Here is an 18,438-nt window from a genome sequence, read left to right on the forward strand (position 1 = left end):
CCTATATTGGCCGAACAGGGAGCCCCAGCTACCCACGGCGCTTGTGAAGCAAACCCCTAAATTTTGACCGCAGAAGCGCTGTGTACGTTTCGTCAAGTTCTCCTTCAGTGACAGCAATAAGCACTTGGCCGAGCGTATACATCGCCCGGTCTGGTTCCCCAGAGTCGAGCAGCACGAGCGCGCGCAATGACTCGAGCGCCACATGTTGGGGCCAACGCGCTGCCGCGATGTCAAGTCTGGCTAGGGCCGCGTCATAGCGGTGCAAATTCCGAAACGACGAGACAAGACAAGCTGTAGCGAGTAATTCGTTCTTTTCGACCAAGCCGAGATCAATCGCCCGCTCGTAATAGTCGACGGCTGTTGCCTCGCGCGAGACTTTGTCCAGGGTCAGGGCTGCTTGAAGGGCAAGCTCGGCATCGTTGGGGTCAGCGTCTGACTCTTCCGCAAGCCGACGTGCCGCCTCGCGGTCGGATTCCACGGTGCTCATTCCCATCAGCATCTCCATACCCTCGCCTACCCGAATACCCCACTTGCCCGGGACACTCAGCCGGCTATCCGGTCCAACGCGGCCAGTGAGTCCACATCATGTCAACTTTTGGGGCGGCGTGAGCCCGCGCGCGGTGGGCGTCTTTAGTGGGCGGCGTCGTGCCAGGATCGGCCGACCCCGACACTGACATCGAGCGGCACGTCCAGGTCCATCGCGGCACCCATCTCCCGCCGCACCAGCTCCTCCACCTGCTCCCGCTCGCCCGGTGCGATCTCGAGCACGAGCTCGTCGTGGACCTGCAGCAACATCCGGGAGTCGAGCTTGGCCTCGGCCAGCGCAGCGTGCACCCGCAACATCGCGATCTTGATGACATCGGCGGCCGACCCCTGGATCGGTGCGTTGAGGGCCATCCGCTCGGCCATCTCGCGGCGCTGCCGGTTGTCGCTGGTGAGGTCGGGCAGATAGCGCCGCCGCCCGAGCATCGTCTCGGTGTAACCGACCAGCCGCGCGTCGTCGACGACCTGGCGCAGATAGTCGCGCACGCCGCCGAAGCGCTCGAAGTATTCGTCCATCAGGTCCTTGGCCTCGGCGGTGCTGATGGACAGCTGCTTGGACAGCCCGAAGGCCGACAGTCCGTAGGCCAGGCCGTAGGACATGGCCTTGACCTTCGCGCGCATCTGCGTGGTGACATTCTCGGGCTCGACGTGGAACACCCGCGAGCCGACGAACCGGTGCAGATCCTCACCGGTGCGGAAGGCCTCGATCAGCCCCTCGTCACCGGACAGATGCGCCATCAGCCGCATCTCGATCTGGCTGTAGTCGGCCGACATCAACGACTCATAACCCTCGCCGACGACGAACACCTCACGAATCCGCCGCCCCGCCTCGGTGCGGATCGGGATGTTCTGCAGATTGGGTTCGGTCGACGACAAGCGGCCGGTCGCCGCGATCGTCTGCATATAGGTCGTGTGGATCCGTGCGTCCGCCGCGACCGACTTGATCAGGCCCTCGACCGTCACCCGCAGCTTGGCCGCGTCGCGGTGCCGTAGCAGCGCCTCGAGGAAGGGATGCTCGGTCTTGCCGTAGAGCTCGGTCAGCGCGTCCGCGTCGGTCGTGTACCCCGTCTTGGTGCGTTTGGTCTTCGGCATACCGAGGGTCTCGAAGAGCACCACCTGCAGCTGCTTGGGCGAGCCGAGGTTGATCTGCTCGCCGCCGATCGCGTCATACGCGTCCTGCTGGGCTTCGCGCACCCCGTCGGCATATTCCGACTCCAGCGTCGACATCGCATCCGGGTCGGCGTAGATGCCGGCCCGCTCCATCTGAGCGAGCACCCCGGTGAGCGGCAGCTCGACATCGCGCAGCAGCGACATCGCCCCGATCTCCTCCACCTGGGTGTCCAGCGCGGCGGCCAGATCGCGCACGCCCGCGGCGCGCTGCATGGCCTCCATCGCCGCGGTGTCGGTGCCGCCGAAGTCGAGCGTCGCCTGGCCGCCAGTGTCCTCCTGCGGGCCGAGCTCGCGCTTCAGGTGCCGCAGCACCAGATCGGCCAGGTCGTAGCTGCGCTGGTCCGGCCGCACCAGATAGGCGGCCAGCGCCGTGTCGCTCGTGATGCCCTCGACCGGCAGCCCGCTGGCGGCCAGCGACTGCGCCTGTGGCTTGGCGTCGTGCATCGCCTTGGGACGCTGCTCGTCGGCGAGCCAGTCGCGGACGGCCTGCTCCCCCTCCCCTTCCAGGGAACCCAGGTCGATGTATGCCGCCTGTCCCCCGGCTGCGGCCACCGCCAGAGCGTCGGCCTCTCCTTCGCCGCGGGCCCAGCGCCCGATGACCTCGATGCCAGCGCGGTCGGTGCCGGCCAGATGCTCGGCGACCCAGCCCGCGACCTCGTCGGGTGCGAGCACGATGCCGTCGACCTCGATGGCCTCTTCCGCCTCGTCCTCGACCGCCTCGAGGGTCTGGAAGAGCCGGTCGCGCAGCACCCGGAACTCCAGGCCATCGAAGACGGTGTGCACCTCCTGGCGATCCCAGACCCGGCGCTCGAGGTCGTCGACGGTGACCTCCAGGGGCAGGTCCCGCACCAGCTGGTTGAGCTGCCGGTTGCGCAGCACGCCGTCGAGATGTTCGCGCAAGGACTCCCCCGCCTTGCCCTTGATCTCGGTGACGTGGTCGACGATGCCCGGCAGGCCGTCATACAGCCCGATCCACTTGGCGGCGGTCTTGGGACCGACACCGGGCACACCGGGCAGATTGTCGCTCGACTCGCCGACGAGCGCGGCCAGGTCGCTGTAGCGCTCGGGGGCGACGCCGTATCTTTCCTCCACCGCGGCCGGGGTCATCCGGGCCAGGTCGGAGACGCCCTTGCGCGGGTAGAGCACGGTCACCCGGTCGGTGACCAGCTGCAGGGTGTCGCGGTCGCCGGAGCAGATCAGCACTTCCTCGAAGCCGGCCTCGAGCGCCGAGGTGGTCCAGGTGGCCAGGATGTCGTCGGCCTCGTAACCGTCGAGGTCGAGATAGGTGATGCGCAGCGCGTCGAGGATCTCGCGCACCAGCGACACCTGCCCGCGGAACTCGTCCGGCGTCGTCGCCCGGCCCGCCTTGTAGTCGGCGTATTGCTCGGTGCGGAAGGTCTGCCGGGCCTTGTCGAAGGCCACGCCCACGTGCGTCGGCTGCTCATCCCGCAACACGTTGATCAGCATCGACGTGAAGCCGTAGACCGCATTGGTCGGTTGGCCCGTGGTCGTCGAGAAGTTCTCCACCGGCAGCGCGAAGAACGCGCGATACGCCAGCGAATGTCCATCCAGCAGCAACAGTCGCTTCACGCATGGCAGCCTAGGCCCCATGACCGACAAGCCCACCGTGGACCAGACCCTCATCGATGCCTTCAACCAGATGAACGCCGGCACGCTCGGCGACCGGATGGGCATCGAGTTCCTCGAAGCCAGCCCGGAGCGGGTGGTCGCCCGGATGCCGGTCGAGGGCAACACCCAGCCCTATGGGTTGCTGCACGGCGGCGCGAGCGTGGTGCTCGCCGAGACTGTCGGCTCGGTCGGTGCGGCGCTGCAGGCCGGCGAAGGACGCATCGCGGTCGGGCTGGACATCAACGCCACGCACCACCGCGGAGCACGCTCGGGTTTCGTGACCGCGACGGCCACCGCGCTGTCGCTGGGGCGCACGCTCGCGTCATACGACGTCGAGATCGTGGACGACGAGGGCAAGCGGGTGTGCACCAGCCGGATCACCTGTCTGCTGCGGGACTCGGCGCCTAAGGCGACGTGAGCCGTATGCCGGCGCTAGCCGGCGGCGTTGAACCGCGCCTCGGCGCGCGCCCGCTGGGTGCGACGGCGCCGGGCGACGGTCATCGCGGCCAGGCGGCGCCCCGGCTCCGGTGACAGATGGCGGCGCAACGCGCCCGGCGTGGTCGCGCGCAGCACGGTCGTCGAGGTGAAGCCGAGCCGGGCGAAGAAACGGTTGATCTCCTTGTGCGACACCGGAACTCGGCCGACGATCTGCTCCAGGCCGGCCTCCTCCGCGCATTTGGGCACGGTCGCCAGCAGCGCCTTGGCGATGCCGTGCTTGCGCATCTTCGGTGAGACATAGAGCTCGTCCACACACAAGGACGACTCGCTGATCAGCCCCGGCGAACGTTCCGGCGCGGCGATCAGGAAGCCGGCCGGCTCGCCGTCGAAGGTCGCGAGCACCACCTGGGTCTCCTCACGCTGCAGGGCCTCGGTGACCTTGCCGTCCTGGACCATCCGCTCCGCCCACTCGCGGTCCTGCCCGAAGGCATCGCGAGACTCGATCCACAGCCGCTCGAAGTCGTCCTGGTCGTCGGCGACGACGCGGCGCACGCGCACGGTGGGTCGGGTCAATCGGATCACCTCGGGGGTAAAGGAAAGGTATGCCGACCGCGAACACTACGCCCCCACCGCGCGGGCCGGGAAGGCCCCTGCGCAGGTTGCCGGCAGCGACTCAGTCGGCGCCCAGATAGGCGGCCTTGACGGCCGGGTCGGCAGCCAGTTCGGCGCCGGTTCCTTCGCGGGTGATCGCCCCGGTTTCCAGGATGTAAGCACGGTCGGCACGCTTGAGCGCCTGGTTGGCGTTCTGCTCCACGAGCAGCACCGTGGTGCCTTGCTTGTTGACCTCTTCGATGATCGCGAAGATCTGCCGGATGAACTGCGGGGCCAGGCCCATCGACGGCTCGTCGAGCAACAGCACCCGGGGCCGGGCCATCAGCGCGCGGCCGATCGCGAGCATCTGCTGTTCACCGCCGGACATCGTGCCGCCGAGCTGCTTGGCGCGCTCCTTCAGCCGGGGGAACAACCCGAAGACCCGCTCGAGGTCCTCGGCATACGCCTTGGGGTCCTTCTTGCGGGCGTAGGCGCCCATGTCGAGGTTCTCCACCACGGTCATCGCCGGGAAGATGCCGCGGCCCTCGGGCGTGAGCGAGATGCCGTGGGCGACGCGGGTGTGGCCCTTCATCTTGGTGATGTCGTTGCCCTCGAAGGTGATCGAGCCGCCGGAGCTGCCCAGCAGCCCGGCGATCGCCCGCATCGTCGTGGTCTTGCCGGCACCGTTGGCGCCGATGAGCGAGACGATCTCACCCTCCTCGACCGTGATCGAGATCCCGTGCAGCGCCTGGATGCGCCCGTAGTGGACGGTCAGGTCGTTGATCTCAAGCAGCGCCATCGGCGTCTTCTTCCTCCACTCCGAGGTATGCCGCAATGACGGCCGGGTTCTCGCGGATCGCCTTGGGCACGTCGTCGGCGATCTTTTTGCCGAACTCCAGCACCACGATGCGGTCGCACACCCCCATGACGAGCTTCATGTCGTGCTCGATGAGCAGCACGGTGTAACCGTCGTCGCGGATGGTGCGGATGAGCGCCATCAGCTCTTCCTTCTCCGCGGGGTTGAAACCGGCGGCCGGCTCATCCAGGCACAGCAGCTTGGGCTCGGTCGCCAGCGCCCGGGCGATCTCCAGGCGCCGCTGGTAGCCATAGGGCAGGTTGCGGGCCAACTCCCCCGCCTTGTCGGCGATCCCCACGAACTCGAGCAACGCCATACCGTGCTCGATCGAGGTTTTCTCCTCGCGGATATGCCGCGGCGAGCGGACCAGCGCACCGAGGACGCTGGTCTGGTGGCGCGCGTCGAGCCCGACAACGACATTCTCCAGCGCGGTCATCTCGCCGAAGAGGCGGATGTTTTGGAAGGTGCGCGCGAACCCGGCGCGGGTGATCGCGTGCTTCTTCATGCCGCGCAGCGGCTTGCCCTCCAGCGTGACCGTGCCGCTGGTCGGCTTGTAGACGCCGGTCATGGCGTTGAAGCAGGTCGTCTTGCCGGCGCCGTTGGGGCCGATCAGCCCGAGGATCTCACCGCGCCGGATGTCGAAGGTCACCGCGTCGAGCGCAGTCAGGCCGCCGAACTGCACGGTGAGGTCGCGGATCTCGACCAGGTTGTCGCCGACGGCGACGGCGATGTCGCGGTCCTGGTGGACGATCTGGGCGGCTTCGCTGTCCAGGTCCGGTGGCGCTTCGGGCGAATCGGTGGGTATGCCGTCCGCTGGCGTGCCGCTCGCGTCCTCGCCGGACTTGTCGAGACTGAGATGCCCGGTGGAATAGGTGCGCTCGTGCTGTTCGGGTGCCTCGTCGCCGGGGATGTCGTTGTCGTGGCTGGCCATCAGGCACCTTCCTTCAGCGCCGCGTCGCCGCGGGCGTCTCGGCGCAACCGGGCCGCCTGCCGCTTGATCGAGCGGCCGTAGGCGAGCAGATGGTTGCGCGCACCGAACAGGCCCTGCGGCCGGAAGATCATCAGCATCACCAGCACGACACCGAAGATGAGGTACTTCTTGTCCGCGATGAAGCCGAACCGGTAGGGCAGATAGGCGACGATCGCGCCGCCGATCATGGCGCCGAACTTGTTGCCCGCGCCGCCCATCACCACGGCGGCGATGAACAACATCGAGGTCGCCACGTCGAACTTCTGGTTGTTGACGAAGCCGATCTGACCGGCGAACAGCGCACCGGACAGGCCGCCGATCGCGGCGCCGATGGTGAACGCCCACAGCTTGAACTTGAAGGTCGGCACGCCCATCACCTCGGCGGCGTCCTCGTCCTCGCGGATCGCGATCCAGGCACGGCCGACCCGGGAGCGCTCGAGATTGCCGAGCAGCAGGGTGACGACGATGATCACGGTGAGGAACAGCCAGAACCACGGCGTGCCGTTGGTGATGGTGAAGACCGGTTTGCCGTTCCAGGCACCGGGCGGCGAGCCGATGTTCTGGAAGCCGGTGTTGCCCTTCAGGGCGGGGATGATCGTGGCCAGCAGCCGAATGATCTCACCGAAGCCGAGGGTCACGATCGCCAGATAGTCACCGCGCAGCCGCAGCGTCGGCAGGCCGAGCACCACCCCGACAAAACCGGTGACGATCATCGCCAGCGGCAACGTGGCCAGATAAGGGATCTTGACCATGGTGGAGTCGGTGCTGGTCCACAGGGCAGCGACATACGACCCGACGGCGAAGAAGCCGATGTACCCCAGGTCCAGCAGACCGGCCTGACCGACCACGACATTGAGGCCGAGCGCGACGAGCGCGAACCGGGCCATGTCGCACAGCACGATCGGGAAGTCGTACCCGGGCGTGGTGAGCAGCGGTGGGTTGAGCAGGGGCAGCGCGTAGAGCAGCACGGCAACCAGGCCGAGCACCAGCCACTGCTGGGGCCGGGCCAGGCCGTTCCACCAGCGCTGCAGACCGGCGAACCGGGTCGGCTTGCGAGTCTCCTCGGCCTGTTCGTCGGCGTGCGCCTGCGAAGCGGCGACATCCTCGATGGGACTGGTCATGCCGGGGTCCTCGCGAAGTATCGAGCGACGAAGGAGTGAGAACTTCGTGGGGTGGTCATGCGCGGACCTTTCCGAGGTTGGAGCCCAGGATGCCATCGGGCCGCACCATCAGCACGAGCACGAGGACGATGAAGGACACCACGTCGATCCACTGGGCGTCGCCGAGCAGGTAGGCGCCGTAGTTGCCGATCATGCCAAGCAGCAGACCACCGAGCAGCGCGCCGCGGATATTGCCGATGCCACCGAGGACGGCGGCGGTGAACGCCTTGATGCCGAGGATGAAGCCGCCGTTGTAGATGACGCCCTGGGGCACCTTCATGACGTAGAACAGCGCGGCCGCGCCGGCGAGCGCGCCGCCGATCACGAAGGTCGTCATGATGATCCGCTCGCGGTTGACGCCCATCAGCGTCGCGGTGTCCGGATCCTGCGCGACCGCGCGGATGCCGCGGCCGATCCGGGTGCGCCGGATCAACTGGTCGATGCCGACCATCATCAGCACCGCAGCGCCGACGATGATCAGCTGGCTCAGGTAGATCGTGCTGCCGAAGACGATGAAGATCGCCTTGTCCTGGTACATCGTCACCGATGGCTCGGCGACCGCGCCGCGCCACAGGAAGAAGGCGTACTGGATGACGAACGACATACCGATCGCGGTGATCAGGAAGACCAGGCGGGGCGCATTGCGCGCCCGCAACGGCTTGTAGGCGATCCGCTCCACCAGCAGCGCCACGATCGCGGAGGTCAGCGCGCCAGCGAGCAGCGCGACCAGCAGGTCGCCGATGATGGCGATCGGACTCAGCGTGGGTGGCGATGGGCCGAAGCCGAGGCCCGAGAGGGTGAAGATCACGGCATACGCGCCGGCGATGAAGACCTCGGAGTGGGCGAAGTTGATCAGGTTGAGCACGCCGTAGACCAGCGTGTAACCGAGCGCGACCAGCGCGTAGATCGCCCCGAAGGTGAGGCCGTCGAAGGTCGCGTTCCAGAAGTTGCTGAGGAAGTCGCTCCAGTGGAAGGTCAACCAGCTTTCGGCGACGAGGGCATGCAGCAAAAGAGTCCTCGATTCTGCGCTCGGGGCCCGCCTGCCACATGCAGGCGGGCCCCAGGTGCTAGGCGTCCGTCAGAGCTTGCCGACCGAAACGATGTTCTTGCCGTCAGCCTTGTAGCCGTAGACCGCGAGGTCGGATAGCTCACCCGTGGCGTCCCACTTGTAGTTCTTCGACAGGCCCGCGCCGTTGTAGTTCTTCACGAAGTCCAGCAGCTTGGCCCGGGTGGTGTTGCCCTTGTCGATGCCGGTGAGCAGGATCGTCGCGGCGTCATACGCCTCGACCGAGTAGGTGCCCGGAGCCTGGCCGTTCGCGACACCCTTGTAGGCGCTGGCGAAGGACGGGATCAGGTCACCCGGGATGCACGGGCAGGTGAAGTAGGCGTTGCTCGCCGCCGAGCCGGCCTGCTTGATGAACTCGGGGTCCTTCACACCGTCGGGGCCGATGAAGGCGCCCTTGAAGCCCTTGCCGACCAGCTGGCTGTCCAGCGGCGCACCCTCGGCGTAGTAGCCGGAGTAGAACACCGCGTCCGCCTTGGAGGAGATGATCTTCTGCACGGTCGAGGAGAAGTCCTTCTGACCGGTGGTGACCTTGTCGCTGCCGGCCACCATGCCGCCGAGCGCCTTGGTCGCGGTGCCGGCCAGGCCGATGCCGTAGTCGGAGTCGTCCTGGACCACGAAGACCTTCTTGGCACCGAGCTTGTCCGCGAGGGTCTTGACCGCCGGGCCCTGGACGTTGTCGTTGCCGAGGCCACGGAAGAAGGTCTTATAACCCTGCTTGGACAAGGTGGGGTTGGTGGCCGAGGCGGTGATGTGCACCAGGCCGGCCTGCTCGAAGATCTTGTTGGTCGCCTTGGACTCGCCGGAGAAGGGCAGGCCGACGACGCCGATGATGTTCTTGTCGCCGACCGCCTGGGTCACCGGGCCGGTGGCCTTGGCCGGGTCACCCTCGGTGTCGAACTTCTTGAACTGCACCTGGCAGCCGGAGTTGCCCTTGTTGTGCTCGTTGATGGCCAGCTGAATGCCGTTGTATTCGTTGATGCCCAGCTGGGCGTTGGGCCCGGTCTGGGCACCGATGAACGCGATGGTCGTGGTGCCGGCGCACTTGGCCTTGCCGTCACCGGCGGGCTTGACCGCGTCGCTCGGCGCGTCGATCTTGTCCTGCGCGGCGAGCGTCTTCAGGCCGGATGCGCCTGCGCCACCACCGCCACTGCCACCATTGCTGCTGTTCGCGCAGCCGGCGACGCTCAGCGAGAGGGCCGCGAAGGCTGCGGCGCCCTTGAGGATTCGGGACATGGCGTCCTCCGTGTTTTCTCGGGGTGTCCGGTCGGACACATCCGCTGTGATGGGGGCTCAGAAGCTGCCCGACCGGGCCGCTCGAGACTGTGCGGAACACTAATCACTGCACGGGCTCCCCGCCTATGACGCGCCGTCACTGCGGCATGGTTCGTTACCGACTCGTGACCCTCGTCATACCTGCGGTTGACCTGGTGTGCGCGACTCTTCGCCGGTGCCGGCGAGCACAGCCTCGGCCACCTCGCGCATGCCGAGGCGGCGGTCCATCGCGGTCTTCTGCAGCCAGCGGAAGGCGGCCGCCTCATCGAGTCCGAGGCGCTTCATCAGCACGCCCTTGGCCTTGTCGAGCTGTTTGCGGGTCTCCAGCCGGTCCCCCAGGTCGGCGACCTCGGACTGCAGCGCCCGCTGCTCCTGCCAGCGGCTGGCCGCGACGGTGAGCGCCGGGCGCAGATCGTCGATGGTGAACGGCTTGAGCACATAGCCCATCACGCCCGCATCGGTCGCCCGCTCGACCAGCTCCTTGTCGGAGAACGCCGTGAGCATGACGATCGGCGCAACCGGTTCGGCGTTGATCTCCTGGGCCGCGCTGATGCCGTCGAGCTCGGGCATCTTGATGTCCATCACGATCAGGTCGGGCTTGAGCACGCGCGCCTGCTGCACAGCCGAGCGCCCGTCGCCCACCTCGGCGACGACGTCATAGCCCGCCTCGCGCAGCATCTCGGCCAGGTCCATCCGGATGATCGCCTCGTCCTCGGCGACGAGCACCCTCGGCATATCGGTCTGTTCGCTCACGTGCCTCAGCCTGCCAGAGCCGGGTTACGTGCCTGTTTCACCGTATGCCGGGCCGGGCTGCGCGGCCACTCGCAGACACTCACTGCACTCGCATGCCGCACGGCCACTTGCATGCGGTGAGCGCACTCGCATGCCGTGGTCACGGTCTGCAGGTGGGTTCTCGGCATGCAAGTCGCGTGGGCGCATGCGAGTTGCCGGCGGGCGCCACCTGAGATGCGGCGGCTGGTGCGCGCACGTCATACGGGGAAAGAACTGGGTGCCGGGAGCGGGACTTGAACCCGCACGCCCTTGCGGGCAAAGCATTTTGAGTGCTCCGTGTCTGCCATTCCACCACCCCGGCGAGGGCCGGAACAGCATACGGCACGCCCGCGGGTCAGCCGCCCGCGAGGCCCGTATGCCGGGGCCACCGCGCCCGCGGGTCAGCCGCCCGCGAGGTCGCCGTAGGCCGGCGCCACCTTGTTCTTGGCGTCGCCGATCTTGTGCACCCGCAGCGCGTTGGTCGAGCCGGGGATGCCGGGCGGTGAGCCGGCGACGATGACGACCAGGTCGCCCTCGACCACGTGCCCGGAGGCGAGCAGCGTCTCATCTACCTGCATCGCCATCTGGTCGGTATGCCGGACGCTGGGCACCAGGAAGGTCTCGACACCCCAGTTCATGGTGAGCACCGAGCGGGTGAGCGAGTTCGGGGTGAAGGCGAGCGTGCTGATGGGGCAGCGCAGCCGGGACATGCGGCGGGCACTGTCGCCGGTGGTGGTGAAGCAGATGAGGAATTTCGCGCCCAGCGTCTGGCCGATGTCGGCCGCAGCGAACGCGATGGCGCCGCCCTTGGTCGACGGGTGAGTGCCGAGCGGCGGGATGCGGTCCAGGCCGTGGTCCTCGGTCGACTCAATGATGCGCGCCATGGTGCGCACCGCCTCGACCGGCCACTTGCCGACGCTGGTCTCCCCCGACAGCATGATCGCGTCCGCGCCGTCGAGCACCGCGTTGGCACAGTCGCTGGCCTCGGCGCGGGTCGGGCGCGGGTTGTCGATCATCGACTCCAGCACCTGGGTCGCGACGATGACCGGCTTGGCCTGCCGGCGGCACAGCTCGACCGCGCGCTTCTGCACGATCGGCACATCCTCCAGCGGCAGCTCCACCCCGAGGTCGCCGCGCGCGACCATCACCCCGTCGAAGGCGTCGATGATCGCGGCGAGGTTCTCGACCGCCTGCGGCTTCTCGATCTTGGCGATGACCGGGCGGTGCTCGCCCTCCTCGGTCATGATCTCGTGCACCCGCACGATGTCCTGCGCCGAGCGCACGAAGGACAGCGCGACGAAGTCGACCCCGCGGCGCAGCGCCCAGCGCAGGTCCGCCTCGTCCTTGTCCGACAGCGCCGGCACGCTCACCGCGACGCCGGGCAGGTTGATGCCCTTGTTGTTGGACACGACCCCGCCCTCGACCACCTCGGTGACCACGTCGGTCGGGGTCACCTGCACCGCGCGCAGCTCGACCTTGCCGTCGTCGATGAGGATCCGGTCGCCGGGGCGGACGTCGCCGGTCAGGCCCTTGTAGGTCGTCGAGACCCGGTCCTTGTCGCCCTGGATGTCGTCGACGGTGATCGTGAAGGTGTCGCCGCGCTCGAGCACGATCGGGCCGAGCTCGAACCGGCCGGTGCGGATCTTGGGACCCTGCAGATCAGCGAGTATGCCGACCGCGCGGCCGCTCGCGTCGCTCGCCTGCCGCACCATGTCGTAGACGGCGGCGTGGTCCTCGTGCGAACCGTGGGAGAGGTTCAGCCGGGCGACATCCAGCCCCGCGGCGACGAGTTCGGCGAGGCGTTCGGGAGTGGCTGAGGCAGGCCCCATCGTGGCCACGATCTTGGCTCGGCGCATGACCTCAACCCTATCGACGGCATACCGCCCGGCCGAGGGCGTCCGCGGTACGGCCGGGTAACTTCGCGAGCGTCCGGTCAGACCGCGAGCGCCCGGTCGGTCGGACCGATCGGCGCGGGCAACTCGGAGCGGCCGGTGAGATATTCGTCCACTGCCCGCGCGACCGAGCGGCCTTCGGCGATCGCCCACACGATGAGCGACTGGCCACGCCCTGCGTCGCCGGCGACGAAGACACCCGGCACGTTGGTCATGAACCGCCCGTCGCGCGCCACATTGCTGCGCTCGTCGAGCTCCACCTCGATCTGGTCGACGATCTGCTCGCCCTCCGGGCCGGTGAAGCCCATCGCGAGCAACACCAGGTCCGCCGGGATCTCCCGCTCGGTGCCCTCGACCTCCTCGAAACCGTTGTCACCGGAGCGAACTTCGCTGAGCCGCAACGCTTTCACGTGTCCATTGCCGTCATCGACGAGTTCCTTGGTGCTCATCGCGTAGAGCCGCTCGCCGCCCTCCTCGTGCGCGCTCGCCACCCGGAAGATCATCGGGTAGGTCGGCCACGGGTGCGCGGCCGAGCGCTCCTCGCCGGGGCGCGGCATGATCTCCAGCGAGGTCACCGAGGCGGCGCCCTGCCGGTGGGAGGTGCCGATGCAGTCGGCACCGGTGTCGCCGCCACCGATGACGATGACGTGCTTGCCCTCGGCGGTCACCTGGCCTTCGACGCTCTCCCCCAGCGCGACCCGGTTGGCCGGCGGCAGGAAGTCCATCGCCTGCACCACCCCGTCGAGCTCACGCCCGGGGACCGGCAGATCACGCGGGATGGTGGCACCCGTGGCGACCACGACGGCGTCATACCGCTGCCGCAGTTGCTCCCAGGTGATGTCCTCGCCGATGGTGACGCCGCAGCGGAACCGGGTGCCCTCGGCGACCATCTGGTCCAGCCGGCGGTCGAGCACCGACTTCTCCATCTTGAACTCGGGGATGCCGTAGCGCATCAGACCGCCCGGCTTGTCGGCCCGCTCGTAGACCGCGACGGTGTGCCCGACCCGGGTGAGCTGCTGGGCGGCGGCCAGCCCGGCCGGGCCGGAGCCGACGACCGCAACGGTCTTGGCGGTCAGCCGGACCGGCGGCTGCGGCTCCACGCCACCGCGCGCGAAGGCCTCCTCGATCGTGGTCAGCTCGACCTGCTTGATCGTCACCGCGGGCTGGGAGATGCCGAGCACGCAGGCGGTCTCGCACGGCGCTGGGCACAGCCGCCCGGTGAACTCCGGGAAGTTGTTGGTGGCGTGCAGCCGCTCGATCGCGTCCGCCCAGTCACCGCGCCAGGCCAGGTCGTTCCACTCCGGGATGAGGTTGCCGAGCGGGCAGCCCTGGTGACAGAACGGTATGCCGCAGTCCATGCACCGGCCGGCCTGTCGCTGCAGTTGCGACAGCTCCTGCTCCTCGTAGACCTCTTTCCAGTCCTTGATGCGCACCGGCACCGGGCGACGCTTGGGAAGCTCGCGCTCCCGGGTCTTCAGGAATCCACGCGGGTCAGCCATTCGACACCTCCATGATGCGTCCCCAGACCTCCGTGCCGTCCAGGTCGAGACCCTCGGCCTCGGCCTCCTCACGCACGTCCAGGACTCGTTGATAGTCACGCGGCAGCACGATCGAGAAGCGATCGGCCGACTCCGGCCAGGCCGCGAGCAGCTTGGCGGCCACCGTGGACTCGGTCCACTCCTGGTGGGCCTTGATCAGGTCGTGCACGACCGGCAGGTCGCGCTCTCGCAGCGGACCGACGTCGACCAGCTCCCGGTTGACCTGGCTCTCGTCCAGGTCGAGCACGTAGGCGACGCCGCCCGACATACCGGCTCCGACATTCCGGCCGGTCGGGCCGAGGATCACCACGGTGCCGCCGGTCATGTATTCGCAGGCGTGGTCGCCGACGCCCTCCACCACCGCGGTGGCGCCGGAGTTGCGCACGCAGAAGCGCTCGCCGACGATGCCGCGCAGGAAGATCTCGCCCGAGGTCGCGCCATAGCCGATGACATTGCCGGCCACCGCATTGAGCTCGGCGACCAGGGACGCCTCCGGCAGCGGCCGGACCACGACGCGCCCGCCCGACAGGCCCTTGCCGACATAGTCGTTCGCCTCGCCATACATCCGCAGCGTGATGCCCGCAGGCAGGAAGGCACCGAGCGACTGCCCGGCCGTCCCGCGCAGGGTGACGTCGATGGTCCCGTCGGCCAGGCCCTCGGCATACCGCTTGGTGACCTCATGGCCGAGCATCGTGCCGACGGTGCGGTTGACATTGCGGACCGGCAGGTCGATGCGCACCGGCTCGCGCCGCTCCAGGGCATCACCGGACAGCCGGATCAGCTCCTGGTCGAGCGCCTTGGCCAGGCCATGGTCCTGCTCGATGACGCGATGCCGGGGCGAGTCCTCGGGCACGTCGGCGCGCGCAAGGATCGGCGACAAGTCCAGCCCCGCGGCCTTCCAGTGGTCGACCGCGCGGCGGGTGTCGATGAGCTCGCTGTGCCCGACCGCCTCCTCCAGGGAGCGGAAGCCCAGCTCGGCGAGCAGTTCGCGCACCTCCTCGGCGATGTACTCGAAGAAGGTCTCCACGAACTCCGGCTTGCCGGTGTAGCGCGCCCGCAGTTCGGGGTTCTGGGTGGCGATGCCGACCGGGCAGGTGTCCAGGTGGCAGACCCGCATCATGATGCAGCCGCTCACGACCAGCGGCGCGGTCGCGAAGCCGAACTCCTCGGCGCCGAGCAGCGCGGCGATCACCACATCGCGGCCGGTCTTGAGCTGGCCGTCGGCCTGCACCACGATCCGGTCGCGCAGCTTGTTGAGCATCAGCGTCTGCTGGGTCTCGGCCAGGCCGAGCTCCCACGGACCGCCGGCGTGCTTGAGCGAGGTCAGCGGCGCGGCGCCGGTGCCACCGTCGTGACCGGAGATCAGCACGACATCCGCGTGCGCCTTGGACACACCGGCTGCGACCGTGCCCACCCCCATCTGCGCGACCAGCTTGACGTGGATGCGCGCGCTCGGGTTGGCGTTCTTCAGGTCGTGGATCAGCTGGGCCAGGTCCTCGATCGAGTAGATGTCGTGGTGCGGCGGCGGGCTGATCAGGCCGACACCCGGCGTCGAATGCCGGGTGGTCGCCACCCACGGGTAGACCTTGTTGCCGGGCAGCTGGCCGCCCTCACCGGGCTTGGCGCCCTGCGCCATCTTGATCTGGATGTCGTCGGATTCGGTCAGGTAGACCGAGGTGACACCGAATCGCCCCGAGGCGACCTGCTTGATCGCCGAGCGGCGGCTCGGGTCCTGCAGCCGGTCCAGGTCCTCTCCGCCCTCACCGGTGTTGGACTTGCCGCCCAGCCGGTTCATCGCGATCGCGAGGGTCTCGTGTGCCTCGCCGCTGATCGAGCCGTAGCTCATCGCGCCGGTCGAGAATCGCTTGACGATCTCGCTGACCGGCTCGACCTCCTCGATCGGGATCGAGGGCCGGTCGCCGCGCAACGAGAACAGCCCACGCAGCGTCATCAGTCGCTCGGACTGGTCGTTCACCCGCTGGGTGTACTGCTTGAAGATGTCGTAGCGGCGGCTGCGGGTGGAGTGCTGCAACCGGAAGACCGTCTCGGGGTCGAACAGATGCGGCGGCCCCTCACGGCGCCACTGGTATTCGCCGCCCACCTCGAGCGTGCGGTGCGACTGCCGCTGCCCGCTCTTGGGGTATGCCGTGGCGTGCCGTTCGGCCACCTCGCGCGCGATCTGTTCCAGGCCGATGCCGCCGAGTCGCGAGGTGGTGCCGGTGAAGTGTTCGTCGATCAGCTCCTGGGACAGCCCGAGTGCCTCGAAGACCTGGGCGCCGCGGTAGGAGGCCACGGTGGAGATGCCCATCTTGGACATGACCTTGAGCAGGCCCTTGCCGAGCGCCTTGATGAGGTTCTTCACCGCCTGCTCGGCGGTGACATCGGCGATCTCGCCGCGCCGCACGAGCTCCTCGACCGACTCCATCGCCAGGTAGGGGTTGACCGCGGCCGCGCCATACCCGACGAGCAGTGCCACGTGGTGCACCTCGCGCACGTCACCGGCCTCGACGACCAGGCCGACCTGGGTGCGGTTCTTCTCCCGGATCAGGTGGTGGTGCACGGTCGAGGTGAGCAGCAGCGACGGGATCGGCGCGAACTCGGAGTTGCTGTCGCGGTCGGACAGGATGACGAAGCGGTAACCGTCCTCGATCGCCTGGGACACCTCGGCGCAGATGCCGCGCAGCCGGGCGCGCAGCGCGGTGACGCCGCCCTCGACGTTGTAGGTGCCGCGGATGGTGTAGGTCGCGAAGCCGGGGAAATTGCCCTCGGCGTTGATGTGGGCGATCTTGGCCAGCTCGTCGTTGTCGATCACCGGGAACGGCAGCTCGACCTGGCGGGCGTGCTGCGGCAGCACCTCCAGCAGGTTGCCCTCGGGGCCCATCGTGGTGCCGAGGGAGGTGACGAGCTCCTCGCGGATGGCGTCCAGCGGCGGGTTGGTGACCTGGGCGAACAGCTGGCTGAAGTAGTCGAAGACCAGCCGGGGACGGTCGGACAGCACCGCGATCGGGCTGTCGGTGCCCATCGAGCCGAGCGCCTCGGCGCCCTTGGCGGCCATCGGGCGCAGCAGCACCCGCAACTCCTCGGCGGTGTAGCCGAAGGTCTGCTGGCGCCGCACGATCGAGGCCGGGGTGTGCCAGACGTGCTCGCGCTCGGGCAGCTGGTCCAGCCGGATGACCCCGGCGTGCAGCCACTCTTCATAGGGCTGCTCGGTGGCGAGCTGCTGCTTGAGCTCGTCGTCGCTGACGATCCGGCCCTCGGCGGTGTCGATGAGGAACATCCGCCCCGGCTGCAGCCGTCCCTTGCGCACCACGCGCGCGGGGTCCAGGTCGAGCACGCCCGCCTCGGAGGCGAGCACGACCAGCCCGTCGTCGGTCACGGCATACCGGCCCGGGCGCAGCCCGTTGCGGTCGAGCACCGCGCCGATGAGGGTGCCGTCGGTGAAGGCCACACAGGCCGGGCCGTCCCACGGCTCCATGAGCATTGAGTGGTATTCGTAGAACGCGCGGCGGGCCGGGTCCATCGAGGCGTGGTTCTCCCAGGCCTCGGGGATCATCATCAGCACCGCGTGCGGCAGGCTGCGGCCACCCAGGTGCAGCAGCTCGACGACCTCGTCGAAGGAGGCGGAGTCGGACACCTCGTCGGCGCAGATCGGGAACAGCCGGCTCATGTCGCCGCCGAACAGCGGGCTGGCCAGGGTCGACTCGCGCGCGGTCATCCAGTTGCGGTTGCCGCGCACGGTGTTGATCTCGCCGTTGTGGGCGATCATCCGGTAGGGATGTGCGAGCGACCAGGACGGGAAGGTGTTGGTCGAGAAGCGCTGGTGCACCAGGGCGAGCTCGGTGACGAACCGCTCGTCGGCCAGGTCGGGATAGAAGCGCTCGAGCTGAGCGGTGGTGAGCATGCCCTTGTAGGCGATGGTGCGCGAGGAGAAGGACGGGAAATACGCCTCGGTCTCGCGCTCGATCCGCTTGCGCAACGCGAAGGCGCGCCGCTCCAGGTCGAGTCCGCTCGCGTCGTCGGTCCCGGCGACGAAGGCCATCCGGAAGACCGGCATCACCTCGATCGCGGCCTGGCCGATGCCCTCGGCGTTGGTCGGCACATCACGCCAGCCGAGCACCCGCAGGCCCTCCTCGCCGGCGATCTCGGCGAAGCGCTCGCCGATCCGCCACTGCGCGTCCGGGTCGGTGGGCAGGAAGGCGATGCCGCCGGCATACCGCCCGAGCTCGGGCAACTCGAAGGGCAGCACCTCGCGCAGGAAGGCGTCCGGCAACTGCGTGAGTATGCCGGCGCCGTCACCGACCGCAGGATCGGCACCGGTCGCGCCGCGGTGCTCGAGGTTCTCCAGCACGGTGAGGGCGTGGTCGACGATGTCGTGTCCCGCCCAGCCCCGCATGGTGGCGACCATGCCGACGCCACACGCGTCGTGCTCGTTGGCGGGGTCGTAGAGGCCGTGCTTGGCCGGGACCGCTGCGGAATAGCTCTGGCCCATCGGGCGCCACCGTCCTTCACCGGGTCGAGCGCCGTACGGCAAGGTGGCGGGGC

The 18,438-nt window shown here is 68.4% G+C and carries 13 protein-coding genes and 1 tRNA gene; 1 reads left to right on the forward strand and 13 read right to left on the reverse strand.

Annotated elements, in window-relative coordinates; all coding sequences use genetic code 11:
- Nucleotides 1–28: 28 nt before the first annotated feature.
- A complete protein-coding gene (locus G9U51_RS04090; RefSeq protein ID WP_166193558.1) occupies nt 29–505 on the reverse strand; it encodes a tetratricopeptide repeat protein in 477 nt (158 codons plus the stop codon).
- 125 nt (nt 506–630) lie between these two features.
- Nucleotides 631–3,303 (reverse strand): DNA polymerase I, encoded by a 2,673-nt coding sequence (polA, locus tag G9U51_RS04095; RefSeq protein WP_171715563.1) that lies wholly within the window; start codon nt 3,301–3,303, stop codon nt 631–633.
- A gap of 19 nt (nt 3,304–3,322) precedes the next feature.
- On the opposite strand from polA, the gene G9U51_RS04100 reads away from it, so the two are divergent.
- Nucleotides 3,323–3,760, forward strand: coding sequence for a PaaI family thioesterase (locus G9U51_RS04100; RefSeq protein ID WP_166193584.1), 438 nt, complete (start codon nt 3,323–3,325; stop codon nt 3,758–3,760).
- A 14-nt stretch (nt 3,761–3,774) separates the two neighbouring features.
- Here G9U51_RS04100 and G9U51_RS04105 read toward each other — a convergent pair whose 3' ends face one another.
- The 11 genes from G9U51_RS04105 to gltB form a co-directional block, all read right to left on the reverse strand.
- A complete protein-coding gene (locus G9U51_RS04105) occupies nt 3,775–4,353 on the reverse strand; it encodes a GNAT family N-acetyltransferase (protein ID WP_166193587.1) in 579 nt (192 codons plus the stop codon).
- A 100-nt stretch (nt 4,354–4,453) separates the two neighbouring features.
- Nucleotides 4,454–5,170: an ABC transporter ATP-binding protein gene (locus tag G9U51_RS04110; protein ID WP_166193590.1), complete on the reverse strand. Its 717-nt coding sequence runs from the start codon at nt 5,168–5,170 to the stop codon at nt 4,454–4,456.
- A complete protein-coding gene (locus G9U51_RS04115) occupies nt 5,157–6,158 on the reverse strand; it encodes an ABC transporter ATP-binding protein (RefSeq protein WP_166193593.1) in 1,002 nt (333 codons plus the stop codon). Before G9U51_RS04115 ends, G9U51_RS04110 begins: the two co-directional genes overlap by 14 nt.
- A complete protein-coding gene (locus G9U51_RS04120) occupies nt 6,158–7,318 on the reverse strand; it encodes a branched-chain amino acid ABC transporter permease (protein ID WP_166193596.1) in 1,161 nt (386 codons plus the stop codon). The genes G9U51_RS04115 and G9U51_RS04120 overlap by 1 nt, the downstream gene beginning before the upstream one ends.
- Before the next feature lie 55 nt (nt 7,319–7,373).
- Nucleotides 7,374–8,363 (reverse strand): branched-chain amino acid ABC transporter permease, encoded by a 990-nt coding sequence (locus tag G9U51_RS04125; RefSeq protein WP_407941419.1) that lies wholly within the window; start codon nt 8,361–8,363, stop codon nt 7,374–7,376.
- A 72-nt stretch (nt 8,364–8,435) separates the two neighbouring features.
- The gene (locus G9U51_RS04130) at nt 8,436–9,656 is read right to left on the reverse strand and encodes a branched-chain amino acid ABC transporter substrate-binding protein (protein ID WP_166193602.1); all 1,221 of its coding nucleotides are present in this window, start codon (nt 9,654–9,656) and stop codon (nt 8,436–8,438) included.
- A 174-nt stretch (nt 9,657–9,830) separates the two neighbouring features.
- Nucleotides 9,831–10,430 carry an ANTAR domain-containing response regulator gene (locus G9U51_RS04135; protein WP_166193892.1) on the reverse strand — a complete coding sequence of 200 codons (600 nt, stop codon included), beginning with the start codon at nt 10,428–10,430 and terminating at the stop codon, nt 9,831–9,833.
- Between the two features lie 275 nt (nt 10,431–10,705).
- Nucleotides 10,706–10,788, reverse strand: a tRNA-Leu gene (locus tag G9U51_RS04140).
- 79 nt (nt 10,789–10,867) lie between these two features.
- Nucleotides 10,868–12,322, reverse strand: a complete 1,455-nt coding sequence (pyk, locus tag G9U51_RS04145; protein ID WP_166193605.1) for a pyruvate kinase — start codon at nt 12,320–12,322, stop codon at nt 10,868–10,870.
- 77 nt (nt 12,323–12,399) lie between these two features.
- Nucleotides 12,400–13,857 carry a glutamate synthase subunit beta gene (locus G9U51_RS04150; RefSeq protein ID WP_166193608.1) on the reverse strand — a complete coding sequence of 486 codons (1,458 nt, stop codon included), beginning with the start codon at nt 13,855–13,857 and terminating at the stop codon, nt 12,400–12,402.
- Nucleotides 13,850–18,385, reverse strand: coding sequence for a glutamate synthase large subunit (gene gltB / locus G9U51_RS04155; protein WP_166193611.1), 4,536 nt, complete (start codon nt 18,383–18,385; stop codon nt 13,850–13,852). The genes G9U51_RS04150 and gltB overlap by 8 nt, the downstream gene beginning before the upstream one ends.
- Nucleotides 18,386–18,438 lie beyond the last annotated feature (53 nt).

Origin of the sequence: Metallococcus carri (assembly GCF_011440275.1) — a bacterium.
Taxonomy (GTDB): Bacteria; Actinomycetota; Actinomycetes; order Actinomycetales; family Dermatophilaceae; genus Metallococcus; species Metallococcus carri.